Source organism: Lysobacter sp. cf310 (genome assembly GCF_900114355.1).
Classification (GTDB): domain Bacteria; phylum Pseudomonadota; class Gammaproteobacteria; order Xanthomonadales; family Xanthomonadaceae; genus Lysobacter.
The window spans coordinates 138,766-160,086 of record NZ_FOSS01000005.1 but is presented as its reverse complement, the minus strand read 5'-3'; the positions used below and the strand labels follow the sequence as shown (position 1 = coordinate 160,086).

The 21,321-nt window shown below is 62.2% G+C and carries 20 protein-coding genes; 10 read left to right on the top strand and 10 right to left on the bottom strand.

Annotated elements, in window-relative coordinates; genetic code table 11:
• Window positions 1–51: 51 nt before the first annotated feature.
• Together BMZ45_RS18005 and BMZ45_RS18000 are read right to left on the bottom strand one after the other, a co-directional pair.
• The gene (locus tag BMZ45_RS18005; RefSeq protein WP_091637916.1) at window positions 52–531 is read right to left on the bottom strand and encodes an REP-associated tyrosine transposase; all 480 of its coding nucleotides are present in this window, start codon (window positions 529–531) and stop codon (window positions 52–54) included.
• 153 nt (window positions 532–684) lie between these two features.
• Window positions 685–1,551 (bottom strand): LysR family transcriptional regulator, encoded by an 867-nt coding sequence (locus BMZ45_RS18000; protein ID WP_175489145.1) that lies wholly within the window; start codon window positions 1,549–1,551, stop codon window positions 685–687.
• A 94-nt stretch (window positions 1,552–1,645) separates the two neighbouring features.
• On the opposite strand from BMZ45_RS18000, the gene BMZ45_RS17995 reads away from it, so the two are divergent.
• On the top strand, window positions 1,646–2,269 hold the full coding sequence (locus tag BMZ45_RS17995) for a glutathione binding-like protein (RefSeq protein ID WP_057161047.1): 624 nt from the start codon (window positions 1,646–1,648) through the stop codon (window positions 2,267–2,269).
• Window positions 2,270–2,426: 157 nt separating this feature from the next.
• Window positions 2,427–2,756 (top strand): DMT family transporter, encoded by a 330-nt coding sequence (locus tag BMZ45_RS17990; RefSeq protein WP_091637914.1) that lies wholly within the window; start codon window positions 2,427–2,429, stop codon window positions 2,754–2,756.
• Between the two features lie 162 nt (window positions 2,757–2,918).
• Here BMZ45_RS17990 and BMZ45_RS17985 read toward each other — a convergent pair whose 3' ends face one another.
• Window positions 2,919–3,392 (bottom strand): REP-associated tyrosine transposase, encoded by a 474-nt coding sequence (locus tag BMZ45_RS17985; RefSeq protein ID WP_091637913.1) that lies wholly within the window; start codon window positions 3,390–3,392, stop codon window positions 2,919–2,921.
• Window positions 3,393–3,715: 323 nt separating this feature from the next.
• Here BMZ45_RS17985 and aceE point away from each other — a divergent pair, with 323 nt between their 5' ends.
• Window positions 3,716–6,421, top strand: coding sequence for a pyruvate dehydrogenase (acetyl-transferring), homodimeric type (aceE, locus tag BMZ45_RS17980; protein ID WP_091637912.1), 2,706 nt, complete (start codon window positions 3,716–3,718; stop codon window positions 6,419–6,421).
• Between the two features lie 93 nt (window positions 6,422–6,514).
• Here the strand turns inward: aceE and BMZ45_RS21425 are convergent, their stop codons facing one another.
• The 5 genes from BMZ45_RS21425 to BMZ45_RS21420 all read right to left on the bottom strand — a co-directional run bounded on the left by BMZ45_RS21425 (window position 6,515) and on the right by BMZ45_RS21420 (window position 12,757).
• The gene (locus BMZ45_RS21425) at window positions 6,515–7,699 is read right to left on the bottom strand and encodes a hypothetical protein (protein WP_139215572.1); all 1,185 of its coding nucleotides are present in this window, start codon (window positions 7,697–7,699) and stop codon (window positions 6,515–6,517) included.
• 329 nt (window positions 7,700–8,028) lie between these two features.
• On the bottom strand, window positions 8,029–10,179 hold the full coding sequence (locus BMZ45_RS17975; protein WP_091637911.1) for an ATP-binding protein: 2,151 nt from the start codon (window positions 10,177–10,179) through the stop codon (window positions 8,029–8,031).
• A 308-nt stretch (window positions 10,180–10,487) separates the two neighbouring features.
• On the bottom strand, window positions 10,488–10,919 hold the full coding sequence (locus BMZ45_RS17970; protein ID WP_254776685.1) for a very short patch repair endonuclease: 432 nt from the start codon (window positions 10,917–10,919) through the stop codon (window positions 10,488–10,490).
• 130 nt (window positions 10,920–11,049) lie between these two features.
• Entirely contained in the window at window positions 11,050–12,543 is a 1,494-nt protein-coding gene (locus BMZ45_RS17965) for a DNA cytosine methyltransferase (RefSeq protein ID WP_091637909.1), read from the bottom strand.
• Window positions 12,536–12,757 carry a ribbon-helix-helix domain-containing protein gene (locus BMZ45_RS21420; RefSeq protein ID WP_217643235.1) on the bottom strand — a complete coding sequence of 74 codons (222 nt, stop codon included), beginning with the start codon at window positions 12,755–12,757 and terminating at the stop codon, window positions 12,536–12,538. The genes BMZ45_RS17965 and BMZ45_RS21420 overlap by 8 nt, the downstream gene beginning before the upstream one ends.
• A 112-nt stretch (window positions 12,758–12,869) precedes the next feature.
• On the opposite strand from BMZ45_RS21420, the gene BMZ45_RS17960 reads away from it, so the two are divergent.
• From BMZ45_RS17960 to BMZ45_RS17950, 4 genes are all read left to right on the top strand, one after another.
• Window positions 12,870–13,982, top strand: coding sequence for a protein NO VEIN domain-containing protein (locus BMZ45_RS17960; protein ID WP_091637908.1), 1,113 nt, complete (start codon window positions 12,870–12,872; stop codon window positions 13,980–13,982).
• Window positions 13,983–14,139: 157 nt separating this feature from the next.
• Entirely contained in the window at window positions 14,140–14,400 is a 261-nt protein-coding gene (locus BMZ45_RS21415) for a hypothetical protein (RefSeq protein WP_139215571.1), read from the top strand.
• A gap of 469 nt (window positions 14,401–14,869) precedes the next feature.
• Window positions 14,870–16,027, top strand: coding sequence for a LamG domain-containing protein (locus BMZ45_RS17955; RefSeq protein WP_091637907.1), 1,158 nt, complete (start codon window positions 14,870–14,872; stop codon window positions 16,025–16,027).
• 32 nt (window positions 16,028–16,059) lie between these two features.
• The gene (locus BMZ45_RS17950; protein ID WP_139215570.1) at window positions 16,060–16,542 is read left to right on the top strand and encodes a hypothetical protein; all 483 of its coding nucleotides are present in this window, start codon (window positions 16,060–16,062) and stop codon (window positions 16,540–16,542) included.
• A gap of 387 nt (window positions 16,543–16,929) precedes the next feature.
• Here BMZ45_RS17950 and BMZ45_RS21750 read toward each other — a convergent pair whose 3' ends face one another.
• A complete protein-coding gene (locus tag BMZ45_RS21750) occupies window positions 16,930–17,073 on the bottom strand; it encodes a hypothetical protein (RefSeq protein WP_157489478.1) in 144 nt (47 codons plus the stop codon).
• A gap of 364 nt (window positions 17,074–17,437) precedes the next feature.
• Here BMZ45_RS21750 and BMZ45_RS17945 point away from each other — a divergent pair, with 364 nt between their 5' ends.
• Window positions 17,438–17,794 carry a hypothetical protein gene (locus BMZ45_RS17945; protein WP_091637905.1) on the top strand — a complete coding sequence of 119 codons (357 nt, stop codon included), beginning with the start codon at window positions 17,438–17,440 and terminating at the stop codon, window positions 17,792–17,794.
• A gap of 50 nt (window positions 17,795–17,844) precedes the next feature.
• Window positions 17,845–19,230, top strand: coding sequence for an XVIPCD domain-containing protein (locus tag BMZ45_RS22040; RefSeq protein ID WP_139215568.1), 1,386 nt, complete (start codon window positions 17,845–17,847; stop codon window positions 19,228–19,230).
• 3 nt (window positions 19,231–19,233) lie between these two features.
• On the opposite strand, the gene BMZ45_RS17935 is transcribed toward BMZ45_RS22040, so the two are convergent.
• Window positions 19,234–20,127: a helix-turn-helix domain-containing protein gene (locus BMZ45_RS17935; protein ID WP_091637904.1), complete on the bottom strand. Its 894-nt coding sequence runs from the start codon at window positions 20,125–20,127 to the stop codon at window positions 19,234–19,236.
• Between the two features lie 138 nt (window positions 20,128–20,265).
• On the opposite strand from BMZ45_RS17935, the gene BMZ45_RS17930 reads away from it, so the two are divergent.
• Window positions 20,266–21,243, top strand: a complete 978-nt coding sequence (locus BMZ45_RS17930) for an alpha/beta fold hydrolase (protein WP_091637903.1) — start codon at window positions 20,266–20,268, stop codon at window positions 21,241–21,243.
• The last annotated feature ends 78 nt before the right edge of the window (window positions 21,244–21,321 follow it).

Sequence of the window (21,321 nt, the reverse complement as noted above, 5' to 3'; positions counted from 1 at the left end):
GGGTAGGAGCGGCGTAAGCCGCGACCGCGCCATCGCACACTCCGGCGCCAGTTACCGCCGTGTCCAAACCGCTCCCCAGTATCGATAGTCACCGACCCGTCGCACCAACCCCGCCCGCACTGGGTTGAGCACTACATACCGCGCCGCATCAACCAAGGCCTCCTCCCGTCGCACCGCGCGGTCGTGATAGGCGGCCGCCCATACCTGCATCACCGCCGGCGTCGTCGCCCGCACCTGCCGCGCCGAATTGCACTTCAACCCGCGTACCAGATCCGGCAGCGTCTCCCACGGACCCAGCGCTACCAGTCCATGCCAGTGGTCGGGCATCAACACCCACGCCAGCAACTGCGACCGTATCCAAAGGCGGGGGTTCAGCAATGCAGTGCTGGCCGTATCGGCCATCTCCGCATCCGCGAACAAGGGCTGCCGACCCTGGGTAGTGAAGGTCAGCAAATACGCGCGATGAGGTTCCGAGCAGCGGCCGCGGCGCAGGGCGGCGTGACCGGGTGGTGTGAGGTTGTCGTCGACCATGCCGACAGCATCAAGACGGGCAGGACCGGGGACTATAGGAACAAGCCGGAACGGCGAGTCGGAATTTCACCCGGTGGCGGTCGCGGCTTACGCCGCTCCTACCCCAAAGCCAGTGCCGGCGAATGCACCGATCTGGCTGAAGCTTGTTTGCGTCTAGCCCAGTTCCCGCGCCATCCAATCCACCGCGAACTCCCTTAGCAGCCGCACCTTCGCCGAGCGCCGCAAATCCGGATGCGTGGCGAACCACAGCTCCGTGCGCACATCCGGCAGGGCGTCCGACAAGCGTTTCAGACCCTTGGCCTCGTCGGCGTAGTAACACGGCAGCAGGGCCCGGCCCAGTCCGGCCTGACACGCCGCCAGCGCCGCCGGCAGCGAATTCACCCGCATCGCGATGCGCGCGGCCGGCACGTGCTGCTGCAGCCAGCGTGCCGACGACAGATGCGCCAGCGCCTCGTCGAAACCGACCCAATCGCCGCCCGGGATCGGGCTGCGATCGCCCGCGCCGCGCGCCGCGTAGGCCGCGGTCGCGATCGTCGCCAGGCGCTTGGCCGACAAACCTTCCGGCGGCGCCGCGCTCGCGCGCAGGGCCACGTCGGCATCGCGCTGCTGCAGGGTGGAAAACGCATTGGCCACGATCAGATCGCAACTCAAGGCCGGATGCGCGCGCCGGAAATCCGCGCACAGCCGTGCCGCGACCGTGGCCAGGGTGTCGGGGATGGTGATGCGGATGCGCCCCTCGGCGCGTTCGTCCTGGCCCGCGAGCTGGCGCGCCAGATGCTCGGCGTCCGACAGCATGCGCTGCGCGGCCACGATCACCAGCTCGCCGGCCTCGGTCGGCGTGTAGCCGCGCCGGCTGCGCCGGAACAGCGCCGCGCCCGCGCGCGCCTCGATCGCGGCCAGGCGCCGGAACGCGCTGGAGTGGTCCACCTCCAGCAGCCGCACCGCGCCGCTCAGGCTGCCGCTGGCGCCGATCGCGCGCACCAGTTCCAGATCCTCCAGGGACAGCCGATCGTGTCGCATCTGCAAGCAATCCTTGTCGTGGCGCCGGTACTCGCGGCGCGGGTCTGCGCGCAGGGTAACGGCTCCCGTTCCCACTTCGCATCGGACCCCCGCCATGAAGCTCTACTACACCCCCGGCACCTGCTCCTTCGCCGCCCATTTGGTCATCCGCGAGCTCGGCCTGCCGGTCGAACTGCAGCGCGTGCGCATCGGCCCCAATCCGGTCGTGGTCGGCGATGGCCGCGACTATCGCCAGCTCAGCCCGCTGGGCTACGTGCCGCTGCTAGAGCTCGACGACGGTCGGCTGCTGCGCGAGGGCGTCGCCATCCTCAGCCACCTCGGCAGCCTGGACCCGAGCGGCCGGATCGCGCCCGAGGCGCGCCGCATCGAGCTGCTGAGCTGGCTGACCTACATCGCCACCGAGCTGCACAAGACCTACAGCCCCTGGTTGTTCCACCCCGAGTACGGCGATCAGCCCGGCCAGGTCGCGCGCGAACGCCTGCTGCCGCGCCTGGCCCTGGTCGATCGCCACTTGGCCGAGCGCCCGTTCCTGCTGGGCGAGGACTTCAGCATCGCCGACGCTTACCTGTTCACCATCGCCGACTGGTCGCGCGCGCTGAAGCTGTCGCTGGACGCCACGCCGCACCTGGCCGCCTACCTGGAACGCATCCGCGCCCGCCCCAGCGTGGCCGAGGCGCTGCAGGCCGAACGCGCGCCGCAGGCGCAGGCCGCAGCGTGAGCGCCCTAGTCGTTCCAGCGGCGCGAGCGCAGGGTCGCGCTCGTCGCGCGTGCGCGGGCGCGCATCGGGCCAGCGTTGCGAGCGGTGAGCGCGCGCGTTTCGCGCCGGGCCGAATCCACAGCCCCGTCATCCGGGCTGCCGCACCGGAGCGAATCGCATGAAACCCGCCACCGCTTGGTTGCTGCTGATCGCGGCCGGCCTCATCGACGTCGCCTGGGCGGCGTCGATGAAGCTATCGCAGGGCTACACGCGTCCCGGCTGGACGGTGGTGTCGCTGATCGCCCTGGCCGCCTTCGTCTACCTGCTGGGCCGCGCCCTGACCGCGCTGCCGGTGGGCAGCGCTTACGCCGTCTGGACCGGCATCGGCGCCGCCGGCACCGTGTTGCTGGGCGCCGCGGTGTTCGGCGAAAGCCTTAACCCGCTGCGCATCGGCGGTGTCGCGCTGATCGTCGCTGGGATCGTGCTGCTGCATCGGGCGCCGGCGTAGGGAAAGCAACGCGAGCGCCGTGGATACGGTTGGCACCGCGGGATCGTCGTCGATGGGGTTCATCGCGGCTTACGCCGCTCCCACAGAAAGCGCCATGCCCCCGCGTGCTTTGTGGCGGTGCCCGCTCTCTGTGGGAGCGGCGTAAGCCGCGATCGCGCGACCTCACGCCCAAATGGCTCCCCAGTACCGATAGTCCCGCAACCGTCGCACCAGGCCAGCCCGCACGGGGTTCAGCACCACATACCGTGCCGCATCGATCAACGACTCCTGGCAACGCAACGCGCGGTCGTGATACCCCGATGCCCACACCATCGACAGCGTCGGATCGCACGCGCGCACCCGCCGTGAGGTATTGGTTTTGAGTTGCCGCACCAGGTCAGGCAGGGTCTCCCAAGGTCCCAGCTCCACCAAACCGTGCCAGTGATCGGGCATCAGCACCCAGGCCAGCAGCCGCGACCGCGCCCACAGCCGGCGATCCAATAGTGCCTCGGCCATCGTCGCGCATAGCATCTCGTCGGAGAACGAGGGGCGTCTTCCTTCCGTAGTGAAGGTCACCAAATACACCCGCCCCTGTTCCGACCGACGGCCTCTGCGCAGGGCGTGGGAATGGGGGCTGGGCGTGGATGGGCGGGGCATGGCGCCATCCTGGCTTCCGCAATGGGTGCAGACAGTCAGGGCATGGCTTGCGGAGGTGTCGGATTTTGCCTCGGCGCGGGCGGCCGATCGCGGCTTACGCCGCTCCCACAGGAAGCCCGGTTGCCTGCCCGCTCCCTGTGGGAGCGGCGTAAGCCGCGATCGCGCCAACCAAAACCCCCGCGCACCCGCCGTCACCCTAATCAAAACGTACTATCCCACCCCTTTCACCACCCAAAGCAAGCCGATCCCAGCCCCCCATTTGTTAGACTCGGGACTCTAATCCGCCCCCACTTCCGAGGCGCGGCCACGGGGCCGCGAGATCGATGAACCAGCCGCTTGCCAGCTCCCTGCACGACCTGCTGCAGAACGACCCCGATCCCACCGAAACCCAGGAATGGGTCGAGTCCGTCCAGGCCGTCATCGCCCGCGACGGCGCCGAGCGCGCCCACCAGCTGCTCGAAGGCATGGTCGAAGTCACGCGCCGCGCCGGCGCGCACCTGCCGTTCCAGCCCACCACCGAATACATCAACACCATCCCGCCGCACCTGGAGGCCAAAAGCCCCGGCGACGCCGCGATGGAATGGCGGATCCGCTCGCTGATCCGCTGGAACGCCATGGCCATGGTCGTGCGCGCCAACCGCAAGCCCGGCGACCTGGGCGGCCACATCGCCAGCTTCGCCTCGGCGGCCACCCTGTACGACGTCGGCTTCAACCACTTCTGGCGCGCCCCCTCGGCCGACCACCCCGGCGATGTCATCGGCATCCAGGGCCACAGCTCGCCCGGTATCTACGCGCGCTCCTTCCTGGAAGGCCGCCTGAGCGAATCGCACCTGGACAACTTCCGCATGGAAGTCGACGGCCGCGGCATCAGCTCCTACCCGCACCCGTGGCTGATGCCGGATTACTGGCAGGTCCCGACCGTGTCGATGGGCCTGGGCCCGATCAGCGCCATCTACCAGGCGCGCAACTGGAAGTACCTGGAAGGCCGCGGCCTGATGCCCAAGTCCGACCGCAAGGTCTGGGCCTTCCTGGGCGACGGCGAAACCGACGAGCCCGAATCCCTGGGCGCCATCTCCGTCGCCGGCCGCGAAGGCCTCGACAACCTGGTCTTCGTCATCAACTGCAACCTGCAGCGCCTCGACGGCCCGGTGCGCGGCAACGGCAAGATCATCCAAGAACTCGAAGGCCAGTTCCGCGGCGCCGGCTGGAACGTCATCAAGACCGTCTGGGGCAGCTACTGGGATCCGCTGCTCGCGCGCGACACCACCGGTCGCCTGCGTCAGCTGATGATGGAAACCGTCGACGGCGAGTACCAGAACTGCAAGGCCTTCGGCGGCAAGTACACCCGCGACAATTTCTTCGGCAAGTACCCGGAGACGGCGGCGCTGGTCGCCAACCTGTCCGACGACGACATCTGGCGCCTCAACCGCGGCGGCCACGACCCGCACAAGGTCTACGCCGCCTACCACGAGGCCGTGAACACCAAGGGCATGCCCACCGTGATCCTGGCCAAGACGGTCAAGGGCTACGGCATGGGCGCGTCGGGCGAATCGCTCAACCCGACCCACGGCACCAAGAAGATGGACGACGAAGCCGTCCGTCTGTTCCGCGACCGCTTCAACATCCCGGTCACCGACGAGCAGCTCAAAGACGGCGCCGTGCCGTTCTACCACCCCGGCGAGAAGTCGCCGGAAATCGAATACATGCTCGAGCGCCGCAAGTCGCTCGGCGGTTTCCTGCCGCAGCGCCGCCGCAAGGCCAGCACCTCGCTGGAAGTGCCCAAGCTGGAAGCCTTCGACCGCCTGCTCAAGACCACCGGCGAGCGCGAAATCAGCACCACCATGTCCTTCGTGCAGGCGCTCAACATCGCCCTGCGCGACAAGCAGGTCGGCCCGCGCCTGGTGCCCATCGTCGCGGACGAGGCGCGCACCTTCGGCATGGAAGGCCTGTTCCGCCAGCTCGGCATCTACGCCCCGCACGGCCAGAAGTACAAGCCGGTCGATCGCGACCAGCTGATGTACTACCGCGAAGACACCACCGGCCAGGTGCTGGAAGAAGGCATCACCGAAGCCGGCGCGTTCTCGTCCTGGCTGGCGGCGGCCACCAGCTACAGCACCAACGACCTGCAGATGCTGCCGCTGTACATCTACTACTCGATGTTCGGCTTCCAACGCATCGGCGACAGCGCCTGGCAGGCCGCCGACATGCGCGCGCGCGGCTTCCTGCTGGGCGCCACCGCCGGCCGCACCACCCTCAACGGCGAAGGCCTGCAGCACGAAGACGGCCACAGCATGGTCCAGGCCGGCCTGATCCCGAACTGCCGCAGCTACGACCCCACCTTCAGCTACGAAGTCGTGACCCTGCTGCAACACGGCATGCAGCGCATGCTGACCGAGCAGCACGACGAGTACTGGTACCTCACCCTGATGAACGAGAACTACACCCATCCCGACATGCCGGAAGGCAGCGCGGACGGGATCATCAAGGGCATGTACCTGCTGACCGACGCTGGCAAGCCCAAGAAGGGCGAACTGCGCGTGCAGCTGCTGGGCAGCGGCACCATCCTGCGCGAAGCCATCGCCGCGGCCGAGCTGCTGGACAAGGACTTCGGCGTCACCGCCGACATCTGGTCCTGCCCCAGCTTCAACGAACTCGCCCGCGACGCTACGGATGTGGAGCGCTGGAACCGCCTCAACCCCGAAGCCAAGACCCCGCGCAAGCCGTACATCACGCAGCTGCTGGAAGGCCGCCAGGGCCCGGCCATCGCCGCCACCGACTACATCCGCATGTATCCGGAACAAGTCCGCGCCTTCGTCCCCATGCGCTACACCGTGCTGGGCACCGACGGCTTCGGCCGCAGCGACACCCGCGCCAACCTGCGCCGCCACTTCGAGGTCGATCGTTACTACATCGCGCATGCCGCGGTCGCGGCGCTGGCGGCGGAAGGGAAGATGACGGGCAAGGATGTGGCTCGGGCGATCAAGCAGTACAAGATTGATGTGGAGAAGCCGAATCCCTTGGGGGTTTGACGATCACTCATGAAAAGGGCGGCCTAGCTGCCCTTTTCTACAAGCAAAAGATGTGGACGTGGCCGCCGCAGTTTGCTCGCCCATCGTCGGACACTAGGTGATGTTGATGATGCCGGGGCGCGTGGAATGCATGGAGTACCAGTACAGAAGTTGATCCACCAGCGGCTTCCTAAGACGATATCGAATTAAGAGATCGGCGTTGCGAAGCCAAGTCTGTTGGACCGCGAATCGATTCAACGACACTAAAAGATGAAATCGGCTCCCCGCCTCCACTTCCCAGGGGCCAAATTCACGAAGTGACTCGCTTCGCAGGCTCCTGTTCGTTGGGCCATAGATAAAGGTTGACAGGTCGGCTGGAATTTCAGCGCCAAGTAAAAAGCGAACTGTTCGATCCTTTCGCTGTGCATGGTCACAGTCGGCACCAACTTCGATAATCACAATTTTAGATCTGGCTAGAAGCTCGTCTTTGTGTTCCTTGGCAAACTCCAGTCTTTGTTGAATGACCTCGAGTTCTGGACTTCCTTTAGTCGCTACACGAGCTGCCGCTGCGAATAGTCCTGAGTTGTACGTCAACTCTTCTTGAAGAAGTTTGCCTCGATTCGCTAGTCCCAAATGGTTCAGCGCTTCGTCAGTATTGACGTCGGTAACTAAGCCTCTTTCAATATTCTGTCCTGTAAGTGGCTGCCGCTCTAAGTGAAGAGTGGTATTGAGTGCAATTCGCGAATCATCGGTCAAGACGGGTGCGCGCGATAAGGGCGGGTTAGGAACAGCAGCGTTGACCGCTTCCTGATACAGAGTGGAATGGACGTTGCTTCGCATTTCATCTTGGAAAAGATCAGCCAGTCCGTCATCAAGCGCTCCAGCGGGGTCCTGCTTCGCGTTCTTGCACCCAGCTGCTTCAATTGCGATCTTAGCGAGAACTTTTTGAAAGGCGGCAGACTCCTTTACGTCCGTACTGTGTTCGAAGCCGCTTACCCGGTAAACATTGTTGATAGTTTTTGCGGCGGCATGGCTTGCGCGAGATTCCCATGCGAGAGCCGTTCTCAACTGCGGGTCTTGTGAGATTGCGCTTGAAATTAGATCCTCAATCTTTGGCTGCTTTTCGTCATCCTTTTGCCTGAAAATTGCCGCTATGGCCTCTTGAGCAGCTTCATTCTTATCAGGCACAAGCTCCCGTTTGTCGAGAGCATTAACCAGAAGCGGGGCCGGCCTTCTTTGGTCGCCCAAAGACTCGTGATTGATGCGTTCGATAATTATCGGTGAGACCTCATTGGCCATGCTGCCTGTGCTGGTCCAAAGGCATATGGAGTACGGGCCAGATGCGGGCGCAATAAGTGGCTGAAGCACTTCGGAAATAAGTACGCTAGCCAAGCTCTTGGCGTCAGCGCTGGCGCCAACCATTTCACGGATGTTTAGATCTGTGAAGAGGATCCGCAAATACGGATACCCTTCAGGCGGCGCAGGAGGCGCTAGCCTGCCACTCTCAATGTCATACCAATGCGATACACAAGGGACACCTGCCCTAGCTAGTCCGTTAGCGATTGATACCAAATGCATGGGGTTGTCATCTACTACAACAACTCGGACCGGTGAGCTTAATTCCATTTTTACTTTCCCGGGAATCGTATTGATACAGCGGCGCCGTCATAGGCGGCGGGGATGTCAACTTCATCTCGAAGTTCATCTGTGGAGCCGATGGTCAGCATGCCTCCGCACTGTTCAGCGACCAAGCCAGCGAAATAGAGTCCAAGTCCCATTCCTTCAGGTCTTTCCGAGAAGAATGCTGTGCGAGCTGCCGAAATGGCTCTGGGACTGAAACCTGTTCCGTTGTCTACGACGGCAATGAGGCTCGAGCCGTCCGCCTCGCGATAAACGGTGGCTACTCGAATAGCGATGGGTCGTTTGCTGTCTTCGCGTTCCCGACGCACTTGACTCCAATACAGCGAATTATCCAACAGGTTGCCCAGTGCCCCGATAAGCAAATTTGGCGCCGCGAGTATCTTGAAATCAGGCTCTTCGCTCGTTAAGACAGGCGCAGAGAACACTACCTTATGAAACTGAAAGCGCGTCCGACGTAGCCGTTCTGCGCTGCTGACAACTTCACTACATAGGATCGGGCGGACCGTGTTCCTTTTAAGGAGTGGAGCGAAGCCGTGAAGCATGTAGTTTAGCTGTTCAATATGTCGCTTCAAGGCGCTTTCATCCATGCCCCGATCCACAGCATTGGCGAGTGCCTCGATACCTCTTTCTACTTCGTGGAAAATCACCGCAAGATTAAGCCCCGCAGTTCCAGCGCTGACCATCACATCTCGCAGTTCCTGATAGTCATGCTCAATTGCTTCAATGTCTCGTAAAAATCCTTTGTCAATGCGTTTTGATTTTATTCCTTGCTTTAAGTTCCATATCGCATCCATGAATCGCGGTGGTGCAACGGTTGATTCACCTCGGCCCTTGATGGCTGCGTCAAGCGCAGTTCGATCCGCTTTAGCTTCTCGCTCGAAGTGATCAAAAACGCTGGTGATAAGTTGACGGAACTGAATGAACGATCCACCGCTGTCGAAGCCCTCGCGATTGGTTTTTTCTTTTAGTCCATCGCTGTCGTCAAGCGACAAGCTGACAGCCGCTACTATTGAGTTTGTGCCGAACTTCCCGCCGGGTGTATTGATCCGACGTACATTGAGATTCAACCAGTCGTCGCCAGGCTCGCCATAGTTGAATACTCGGATTCCGTCGCGGTAGACACGAACACCTGTTTGATCGTCTAGCCACCTCTTGAGCTGGGCCTGGTTGCCGGATGCTCCTAATACCTCGGTTCGTCGGTAATACCCCAAAATCAGGCCATGAATTGGTCCTATGCCTCGTAGCATATTAGGGTGAAATATAAGTGGGCCGCTTGAATGTGATACTTCGTCTTTCTCTGAAGAAATCAGCAGAAGGGTTCCGGAATCCTCATTCGCGGATGATGGCTTCACGCCCTTCCATAGCGGAGGTTTGAAGCGGTAGCTCCAGGAGAATCCGTCTTCGGTTAGGGAGAACTCGTACTCCCAAATTGAATGCTCGGTAAAGTCACTGGACCCAAACATTCCGGCTAAATCTTTTTCACGTCCGGGTACGCTGAGGCTTACCTCAAAGCTGTCTGGGGTTTCGAACGGGCTGGCAAGCGAAGTGATTAATCTTTGTATTTTTCGAAGATCTGCTCGTGTCCATTCCTGTCTGTAGAGCTTGCTGATCTCTATGATCGTGCCAGTAGCCCCTTGTGAAAATGTGTCAGGCTTTTCTAGTTCTCGAACGGAAACGCGGAGATTGTCAAGGAAGGCGCCTTGGTCGAGGAGTTCAGAGAAGTTGATATCGACCACGCATTCGCGGTGCCCGTCAGCTTTCGTCGTAAGCCGCAGCTGCTCGCCAAGTTTGAATGCTGCGATTCTTCCAATGCCTTTCTCGCCAAGCGGCGAGCGCTTGAAGAGATTGCTGCGTTTTCGGTTCTCTTTCCCACGTTTTGAATCGGTGGCGAGGACTAGCCATTTCTGCTCAATGTCATCAATGGACATTCCTGTGCCATTGTCAGCGACCGATATTGAAGAATTCTGGCTGTCTACAATCTGCATCTCCACGCGCACCGTTGTGGCATCTGCGTCGTAACTGTTCTTGACCAGCTCGAAAACTGCCAAGCCATCATCGCCAATTAGTTCATCACCGAGCAGACGCAAGACATGACTGCGAGCCTTGATCGGGAACTGTACTTGTTCTGAGTCGGCCATTATTGTTGGTCCTGTGACGGTTGCGGCGGTTTAAAACGAATACTGCCAGATAATGAGCATGTTCGCTCAAGCCCCGCTCTTGGCGACCGGACCTCAAGTCAGACGCCAGCTATGCGAAAACAGCTGAGCCCGGGTTCTTCAATCGAACTCGCTAATACTCGCGTCCTCATTAATCAGCAATCGTATGTGGAATATGATGCTTCGCCGAAGCAAGGGAAGGGCTATGCGACTTAGATGCTATGCGTGGCATTTTGCCGGCGTAGCACTCAGCTCCATCGGAATGCAGTTGAAACAGCCTTCAGTGCCCGCTAGGGCGTCTGATCTGTCGAACGACCTGAGATCTCGGCGGACTGAGAGTTGCCTACAATGAAGTCTCTGCATGTGTTCAGAAAGGCGTCCCGAGGCCATCGATTGGGTCCTCTCAAGCTGCACTCCCATATCGTTAGGACTCTCCAGCCAGTGTCCAGCAAAGCCTCATAAGATCTGGCATCGCGCTCCTGGTTTGCAGCGATCTTGGTTCGCCAGAACTCCGCACGAGTGGCGGGCATCCGGAACATCGGGCACGAATGCCCATGCCAGAAACAGCCGTTGACGAAGATCACCGTGCGATAGCGTGGAAATACCAAGTCGGGACGCCCAGGGAGCGCGCGGTCTTGCAGCCGATAGCGCAGTCCACGAGCGTGGAGGCCGCGGCGAACAATCAGTTCCGGCTTAGTGTTTCGGTCACGGATGCGGCTCATGTTGAGCCGGCGTTGCTTAGGAGTAAGTACGTCCGTAATTCACCCTCTTGGACTTCAATTTTTTACTCTAAACTTCACGCCTCTCTTGCTGAGCGTATGGCTGGCTAAGCGGCTCTGCGCTTAGCACTATTTATGACGCTGCAGCCATCGATAGAGGGATATCTTTGGCTTCGTTTGCTTTCTGGAGCGTATTTATCATCTGTGTAGCGATTGCTCTTGCCAGCAGGGGAGGGACTGCATTGCCAATTTGCTTGAATGCGGGGTTCATCGTTCCGCTGAACTCAAAGCCATCTGGGAAAGATTGCAGTCGAGCAGCTTCACGAACCGATATGGTTCGTGCCTGTTTGCTGTCGTAATGGATGTGGCTATAGCTGTCCTTCCCAAGATGAGCCATAAGCGTGCGAGCGGGCTGATTACGCCACATCTTCCGCCATTTGTTCGGGAACTTGCTGGCGTCATAAGGAGGGACAATGGAAGCCCACAAAGCCTTGTATTTCGCAGAGCCTTCCAAGAGCTTTTCACCCTTTATTCGCGCTGCCATCAGGCGCTCCTGGAACATTTCCACAGCGTGAGCATGCGCCTCCGGATACTGGTCTCCGGCGTTCATTCGCGCAAACAGCTCATAGTCCCGAGGCAAGTAACGAATAACATGATCTTTTGGGCCCTCTTTCGAGGCCTCATGGTTTGGCCATGCTCGCATCAACTCTGCGTAAGCCGAAGGCTGTTTTCGGTTGTATGCCATTGGCGTATCGAAGCGTCGGGCGCCCCGCGTAATCTTGCCGCTGGCTAGGAGATCTCGGGCGTGCATTGCTGGTAGATCACCCAGAGCCTCCTCGGCGGTTACAGCAGGGGGCAGGTTCACGGAAGCAACTGGAGGCTCAATGTATGAGTGCGCTTCGTTGAGGAGGCTACGAAGCGTCTTAAGCGCAACAGAGCGGGAGCCTTCATAACCAGGAGGAAGCACGAGCCAATGGCTGGGTGAGGGGAACGAGACAGGCTGGCCAACTTCCTGGCGATACGCGATTAAGAACATCCTCTCTCGCATCTGGGGTACGCCATAGAAAGCGGCATTGAGAAGCGTGTAGCCGCAGACGTAGCCTTTGGCCTCCAGAACCTCGCATGTCTCTTCTGCGATGTTCTGGCCGCCATGATTCAAGATGTCAGGTACATTTTCCATTAGAACGGCTAGTGGGCGAAATGCATCTACATACTCTAGATACTTCTTGTAGAGCTGTGCTCTCGGATCGTGAATGAATGCCTCTGGGTGAGCTTCGATCTCACGTAGTTTGGAGCGACCAACCCGTGCAAAAGCTTGGCAAGGAGGGCCGCCGACTATGACGTCGAAAGCATCAGCTACTTTGCCGGTACCCAATCGGGCGCATAGTTCAGTCGGGGATGTTTTTGTAATGTCGATGGGCTGACTGTGGGCTTCAACGCCGCCATGAAAATTCAAGCCATGTGATCTGGCAGCCTCTTGATCGAACTCCACGGCGCCGCGTATGTCAAAGCCAGCGGCCTGGAAGCCTAAGGAAAGCCCGCCACAACCTGCAAATAGATCCAGAACACGAGGCTTCGCACCGGTTTGCAGACGCGCAAGCTTGCGAGAAATAGTGTCTTCAATCATTGGCGTTGGATCCTTGTCCGATTGACCTCATCAGCGGCAGCTCAAGCTGGCCCTGGTGCTGATCTAAGAAGCGATGAATGGCCATGCGGATGATCCAAGCCGAGGAAACTTGATTGGCGTCGGCTAGAGCCTGGATCTGCAAGTGCGCACCTTCTGGCAACATGACTGAAGTTCTGATGGACTTGCGATCAGGAGCGACAGAGCTACGGTTCATGTGGAGCCATCCGAGATGGAGTGATGCTATTGTGCACCAAGATGCATATGTGTGCGTCACTCTGACGACACGTGCGAACAGGAACCAAGGACTGAGGGGAGAGAGCGTTTAAATGGCGCGCAAGCTTGCACTGAAGAAGCTCACAGCATCTGATCTGACGCTATTCAAATGGCATTTCCAAAATAATCCAGCGGGAAAACAGAAGGCATTCAACCTGGATTCTAGGGTCCTGGTAGACGAGCTTTATCCTCAGCTGCGTGAGCCGGCGGCGGTGCCGCAACCACGTTTTTCTATCGATTTGTATCTACTTGGCCCGGGAATGGCTCAGAGCTACAACCTTCAGAGAAAGATCCTTAAGCAGCAGAAAAACTGGCGGCTCAATGGGGAATTCATTGACAGTCCAGAGGATGATCCTCAGCGCTATAACATACTGCTGCCTGGTGACTTTGCCTTATTCGAGTTCTCTGGTGACGTTGTCCCGGGTACGGCCAAAATTGTTTTGGTAGCGCAAGCCCTTCCGGTAGATGCTGGTGTTCACCGAGAACTTGATCGGCGTTATCCCGAGGGATCGATGTGGCTGCTCGATGAAGAGGAGATCGAAGCGGTGCTTGCAGTTGAGCCATTGCCTATCGGTCATCCTCTCTTTGAATGGCTTAAGACCGACGATCTCGAAGATGCCGTACTTGGTGGAGTCATTGGTGTTGAGAAAATCAATCGGCGGCGTGAGGGGCGAGGAATAACTCCTGAGGAGTTTGTGTCGTCACGGCAAATTGCTGAGCAAACAGGTGTTTTGGGCGAAGTATTATTAAATGAGTACTTTGATCGTCAGTTGGAGCGGGGTAATTTTGAGTGGTACGAGTGGACTTCAAGCATCAATGCTGTATCCCCGTATGATTTTCGTATCGGCCCAGTAAATGGCGATGAGCGGCTCGTAGATGCTAAGAGTACGCGAGGAGGTTTTAGCAATCCAATTCATTTATCCTTAAGTGAATTGCGGAGGGCTGTTGAGGGGCGGACGCCGTACGACATTTATCGTCTCTACAACGTTGTGGATGATTGCGCAAAGATGCGCATAGCACACGATGTCGGTCCTGTGCTGCGTTCTTTGCTTGATGTATTCGAGACGCTTCCGGCTGAGGTGTCTGTTGACGCAGTATCTGTTCGCCCTGAGTTTCTAGATTTTGATGAAATGGAATTTATTGTTAGCCTGGGTGACGTGAATTGAAAATAGTTTATGGATAGCTGGCACTAGTTTCTTTTTACGTAATTACGATTATCGTAATTGACGATGGGTGATTTAGCCGTAATCCTTCTGTCGCGTCGTTTAGTCTGCTCTCGTATCGAAGAGCTGTCGATGCTGACTTGCGCAGAAGGAGCTGAGTATGAGCAGTGAATTGCACCGGGAAGTTACGATTTTTGGCATCAGCCGGTACGCGCTGACGGTTCAAGGTGCAAGTTTGTCCGACGCGCAGTGTCATACTCGAGCTAGAGGTCTTCCGCTTACCTACTTCTATGCTGAGACGCAAATCGTGGCCGAAGCCATCGTGACGTTCTCGCTGCTTAACCAGACCGACCAGCGCAAGGTGCTGGCGGACCTGAAGAAGCGGATGTTTACCGAGCCGAAGAAGCCCGCCAAGGGCTGAGTGGCCGTGGTTCGGTGAAATCGGCGCCGGTGCCCCGCGGGCGCCGGCAGGGGCGCGACAGGCCGAAAATGCCGCCGCGGATGTGGCTCAATGCGCGCATGAGCGATCCGGATAACCTCAAATCGGACATACACAAGCGGCTGTTTCGAGCGTCGGCACCGCCAGGGGATGCCTCCGCTCGCTACGGATATCGCTGGTGCCCGCGCTGTCGTGGCCGGGGCGAGGTCTGCAACGAGTACTCGGACGAGTCCGCTCGCTGGACCGCTTTCGAGGGCTGCAAAGAATGCGGTGGAGAGGGCTCGCGGGCCGCGAGCTAGGGCAGGTGCCCTGCCGCGCGCTCGGAGCGGCGGGCCTTGTGTTCCCGCTGAGCCCCGGCACAAGATGCGGCAGGACTACACACATCGGCTCGGGGCAGCCGGTTCTGCAGGCACGTCCCCGTTCCGTCGCCTGCAATGCATAAGGACATCGCATGAAACCTAGGCTCGTGCTCTGCGCGTTCGTACTCGGCGCGTTGCTCCCCATCGCTTCCAGCCACTCGCAACCCACGCCCATCCAGCACAGCTGGTCGGTGGCCGGGTGGAACTTCCAGACCATCAGCACGACGGCCGCCGACGTCACCAACCACGGCCATATCGCCACTGCCGTGGGCACCAACACCACCTCCTGGGGCTGGGCCAACCGTGGCGCCAGCTTGGCCGGGGCCAAGTACTACACCGTTCCGTACTCGCCGGCGCTGAGTTTCGCCAGCGGCGATTTCAGCTTCGGCGCCTACGTGCGCGTGGGCGACACCATCACCACCCGCACCATCCTGGACAACCGCGGCGTCAACGGCGGCTACGTGTTCGGCATTTCAAGCAGTCGGCGGGTGACGCTGCGGCTGAGCGGTTCGTCGCGCAAGGCGGCTTACGCGTCGTTGACGGAGATGGCGCTGACGCCCAACCGCTGGCACCACGTCGCGGTGACGGTGGCGCGCAGCACAGGCACGGTGCAGTTCTACATCGACGGCAACGAGGCCGGCGCCTGGCCGCTGCAGACCGAGATTCTCAGCAACACCGACGCGCCGCTGTTGATCGGCGCCGCGGTCGACGGCACCGCATATTTCAACGATCGCCTGGACGAGGTGCATCTGTACAACCGCGCGCTGTCCATCGACGAGATCGCCACGGTGATGGCGCCGGGCTACCCGCTGTACGAGCCCAGCTCGTGGAACGGCGGCTCGATGACCATGAACAACTGCTACAACTACGCCAACAACAAGCGCACCAACACCTTCGCTCAGCCCGGGACTGCATCGGGCGGGACAGCGATCGGCATGAGCTGCGCCGTGGTCGCCGCCGCCGCCATCCGCGACGGCCTGGAGCCCATCGTCGATCCGTACGACCCCAGCCACAAAACCACCGTGGCGCTGGTTGTCGCGCCCGGCGAGGACTACCACTGGTACCGCCGCGACCGCTTCGGCACCTGGAGCCACAAGCCTGGACAGACGGCCGCGACCAACCTGGACAACTCCGGCTCGCAGATCTACGACCCGCAGTACGCCGATCGCGGCCCTTACACCGACTTCTGCGGTTATTTCCGCTTGTGGTCGGACAGCGTGCAGGCCGGCGGCCACGAGGAAATCCGATGAACCGCGTCCACTCCCTAGTATCGAGGCGTCCAATGAAAGCCTGGGCCATCTGTGTAGTGCTGCTGTCGCTGTTCGGCGGCCCCGCAGCCTGGGCGCAGAACGCCCCCGCCGCCCCGTCCGCGCTGCGCGTGACTTACCTGGTCTATTCGGGGCGGCCCAATCCCACGCTGACGATCACCGACGCCAAGACCATTCGCTCGCTGCAGGCGCAGCTGTCCGGCGCCTTGGCCACTGGCGCGGGCGTGGGTTCGACGGAGCTGCAGCCCGTGCTGGGCTACAACGGCATCCGTGTCGAAGTGGTAAGTGCGGAAGCCGAGCCCGAGTACACCGTGAAGGGCCGCTTCCTGCGCTCCGAGCATCGGCTGGGCGCCGCCAAAGCAGGCACTCCCACCGTCATGGCCCGTTCCTCGACCTCCGCGTCGCAGATCGAAGCCCAGCTGTTGAAGCTGGCCGAGCAACAGGGCGTGTTGAGCGCGCCGGCGCTGGCGGCTGCGCGCAAGGGGGCGGGGAAGTAAGCGGCGCGCCGGGCAAGGGCCTGGGAAGCGTGGGTCGTGTCTTGCCCAGCGGCGCTACCGCGACCCAGGCGCCGCGCATCCGCGTGATCGTGGCGACGTGACCGATCTCGATCGTAACTCGCGCCTGTCGATAGATGCGGCCGCTCGCACGGCCGCTGAGTCGCTGCAACGTCTGCAGCCCGTAGAACGAACGCGGGCGCAGCCGTCAGCGCAAACCCAAGTGGCTCAGCAAGACGCGGCGGTCCCGGTGGGGAACCGCAGCGTCGTGGTCCGTCGGTGTGAAAGCGGCGCGTGGGTCATAGGCGATCGGTGATCGATAGCCCCATAGCCACCAAGTCGTAATGCCTACCGAGGATCTATCACGCGGTTAGAGGCGGGTTCGCCTGGTCACCCTTCGCACGGCACCTGCACGCAGTACATGCGCCCGTTCTCGGAGACGCAGAGCCAGCAGGTGGGTTCGGCGCTGAGCTGAGAGGCGCTCAGGGTGAGGGCCGCGAAAACACACAGGATCGCAATACGCTTGATACGCATAACACTCCTCCTTAAGTGATTGACGCGGCTCGCTTTTATGCCCGGTTATCGGCGGTGTCAAGGTTCATCGCAGCAAACCCGGGTTGGCGCCCGCTATCGCGGCAAAACCGGCGGAGTCTCATCGATGGGGTGGCGTTTTTTGCGTCGCATGCGGGAAGGAAAAGTGCTCAATTTTGATGCCTTCCTGATGTCTAGTGTTTGACGCTGAGGGTTGGGGCTGAACGGGCGTGATGTTCAGATCGACGCGCCCAGACTCGCAAACAACCACGCCCGCCTTTACCCTAACCCTGCCTATCGCAAAGGACGCGGCATGGAACCGAAACTGAGCTACGCGGCAGCAGCCGTGGTCGCAGGGATGTTGTGCATGGCCTGCACTGCCTCGCCCGCCAAGGGCAAGCCGCCCGCCGTCGCCTACCCGGCGGTACTGCAAGGCGTGTGGATCGGCGACAGCCCGGACGCCTGCAAGCAGCCCAACGCCACCGACAACGATTCGCGCATGCAGATCGCCGCGCGCAAGCTCACCGCTTACGAGGATTGGCGCGAGCCGGTCAGTGTGGTGCAGATCTCCAAGACGCCGCAGGCCTGGAAGATCGTTTCGCAGTTGCATATCAATGAAGACACGATCCGGCTGGAGGAAGTCCTGCTGCTCAGCGGCGAGGACCACGGCGAGCTGACCGTGGTCAACTATCGCCAATCCAACACCTATTACCGCTGCCGCTGAGCGCGGCACGGCCCATCGCGTTCGTCGCGACCACGAAAGGAATCGCCGCCATGGCCAACGAGAACGAGCAAGACCCGCAAGCCGCCGCCCCGGCCGACCCCAGGCCTTATCGCGTGATCCAGAAGGGTCGTACCGCCAATATTCCGGTCACCGACTACGAAAGCCTGGTCACCCACCACCCGGGCGGCAACGCGGATGCGCGCGTGGTCAATGGCGTGGTCACCGGCGGACAGGCCGGGCGCCGGCACGGCGTGATCGACGGCGAGATCCAGGAAATCGAAGTGCGCACCGCGCGCCGCGACTACGGCCTGACCGAGAACCAGGTGCTGGAGAAGCGCGACTTCATCCTGGAAGATCCGCGCCTGGCCACGGGGCCGGGCTCGCGCGGCGTCGATGTGCCTTCGCCGCTGGCCGGCTACGTGGGCCGGGTCAGTCCGACCGAAGGCCTGGTCGACATCTACGACCGCGAAGGCGGCGAGGTGATCGCGCGCGTGCGCCACATGAGCAATATCGCGGTGACCGAGGGCGACACCATCCAGTACGGCCAGGCGCTGGGCACGCAGAGCAATGTCGACACGGTGCCGATCCACGTGCATATGGAAGTGGACACGCGCTATCACCAGCAATTCGACAATTACGTCGACGACCTCGGCAGCGGTCGCTTGGCGCTGGATCCGCCGCGGCGCGGGCAGGGCATCGAGGCGCGTCCGGTGGTGGACGACGGCATCATCCGCATCGGCGAAACCGACGACCGCGTGCGCGCCGCGGCGCGCAACCTCAACGCGGCCGGCATACGCGGCGCCGATGGGCAGCCGTTGGCCGAGGACGGCGTGTACCGGCTGTCCATGCAGGCGGCGGTGATCAACTACCAGAACGCGCAGGGCCTGCCGGCCACCGGCAATCTCGATCCGGCCACGCTGCAGCGGCTGGTGCCGCCCACTCAGAATCAGGATGCGCCTGCGCCGAACGCGCCCGCGCCCGGCACGCAACCCGCCGCGCCGCAGGGCGCGCAGCCCGCGCCGCCGCCCGGCAACCGTGGCCCCACGCCTGGCCCGCTGGGCAGCAACGACCCGCTGCTGCCGCAGGCCGAGGCCGCCACCCGCCGCCTCGACGCCAGCCTGGGTCGCGAATACGACGGCAACAGCGCGTGCATGGCCGCCAGCGCGGCCTGCCTGGCGCGCAAGCAGGGCTTGACCGAGATCAATCACATCGTGCTCAGCTCCGCCAACGCAAACGGCGTGGCCGCCGGTCAGAACATGATCGTGGTGCAGGGCGATTTGCAGAACCCCGGCCGTCAATTGGCCAGCATGCGCACCGACGATGCGGTGCGCACGCCGGTCGCCGATTCGCTCGCGCAGCTCAATCGCCTCAACGAAGCCAACCCGTCCGCGCCGTCGCAGGAGGCGCAGGCGCAGTCGCGTGGGCGTAGCGCCTAAGCGCTAGTGCGCGATGCGGCCCGCGGCGGTCGCATCCCGCATCAAGTGCGAAGGGCTGGTTCCCAGCACGCGCCGCAGGCAGCGCGCCATGTGGCTGGCGTGCGAGAACCCAGCCGCCAGGGCGATGTCGCCGATGCGCTGCTCGCCTTGCAGCAGCAGGATGCGCGCGCGTTCGACGCGGCGCTCGAGCACGTAGCGGTGTACCGGCACGCCCGTGGCCTGTTTGAACAGCGCCTTGAAATGCGAGGCGCTGTAGCCCGCCACCGCGGCCAGTTCCAGCAGCGACAAGGGTTCGTCCAGGTGCGCTTCCACGTAGTCCTGGACCCGACGCAGTCGCCAGCCCGGTAGGGCGCGGCCTTGGGTGTCGGCGACCAGCGCGCGGCGCGATTGCAAGGTCAGCAACCGCGTCGCCAGCGCCGAGGCCAGGCTGTCGGCGAACAAGCGCCCGCCCGGATACGCGTCGTGATCTTCGGCCTGCATCATCCAACCGATGCGCTCGACTTGCGGATCGCGCACGTGGATGGCCGGCGCCAGCAGCGCGCCGCCGCTGCCCAGACCCAGCGCTTGCGAGGTTTCGCCCAGCAGCGAGGGCGTGAGGCGCAGCAGCAGCGAGCGCGCCGGCTGCGACACCACCCAGCGCGTGCTCGCGCCGGCCGGCACCACGCAGTACTGCCCATGCAGGCGCACGCCTTGGCGTTGGTGGCCGTCCATGCGGTAGGACACCGGCACCGGCTCGCCCAGGTGCAGGCACAGCACGTGGCGCGCGTCCACCGGCGAGTCGAATACGCCCTGCGGCACCGGCGAAGTCAGCACGTCCAGCAGCGGCGCACGATCAGCAGCGGTGCCCAACGGCGACCGCGACGGCGGCGGGGGATAGCAGGCGGGGCGGTCGCTCATGGCCCGATCCTCGGTCCGCGAGGCGGCGGCCGACAGTGCCGAAAATCATCCCTGCGTGTCCGTCGTCGTCCGTTTGTGCGCGCCCGCACGCCGCGCGATCGCCAGCATGGGCCGGTCTCCCCGCACAGGACCGCCTTCATGCATCGCCGCCAATTCATTACCTTCGCCGCCGCCAGCCTGGCCGCCGGTGTCGCCGGCAGCTACCTGCCGCTGGCCTCGGCCCGCCGCCGCGCTGCCCACGCCGGCGCCGAGGCGCCCCTGGACGCCGCCGCCTATCGCGCCACCCGTCGCTACGCCGCCTTGCCGTTCGGCAGGATCGCCTACCTCGAGCGCGGGCACGGCCGTGCCGCCTTGTTCCTGCACGGCGCTCCGCTCAACGGGTTCCAATGGCGAGGCGCGATCGATCGCCTGTCCCCGTATCGGCGCTGCATCGCACCCGACTTCATGGGGCTGGGTTACTCGGAGGTGCCGGCCGGTCAATCGCTGGCTGCCGGCGACCAGGCCGCCATGCTGGCCGCGCTGTTGGACTCGTTGCGCGTGGATCAGGTCGACATCGTCGCCAGCGACAGCGGCGGCGCCGTGGCCCAGCTGTTTTTGCTGCGTCATCCCAAGCGCGTGCGCAGCCTGCTGCTGACCAATTGCGACGTGGAACCCGACAGCCCGCCCCCGAAGATCCAGCCCGTGCTCGACATGGCCCGCAACGGCACCCTGGCCGACGCGACCGCCGAATGGCTGACCGACAAGCCCAAGGCGCGGGCCACGTTCGGTGCGGCCGTGTTCGCCGACCCCAGCGGCTTCGCCGACGAGACCATCGACTACTACGTCACCCCGCTGGTTAGCACGCCGCTGCGGCGTACGCAGTACCACGCCTTCCATCTGGCCCTGACGCCGAATCCGTTGGCGGGCATCGAAGCGCAGCTCAAGCGCAGCCGGGTTCCTGTGCGCATCGTATGGGGCGCTGCGGACGACATCTTCGATCAGGGCGATGCGGAGTATTTGGACCGCACGTTCCCGAACTCCCAAGGCGTCCGGCGCGTTCCGCGCGCGAAGCTGTTCTTTCAGGAGGAGTTTCCGGAGGTGATTGCGGAGGAGGCGCGGAGGTTGTGGGGTGTGTGATGGCTTTCGTAGCATCGCTCCTGGCGCAAATCTCGATCGCCAGACGATAGCTCTCTGTGGGAGCGGCGTAAGCCGCGA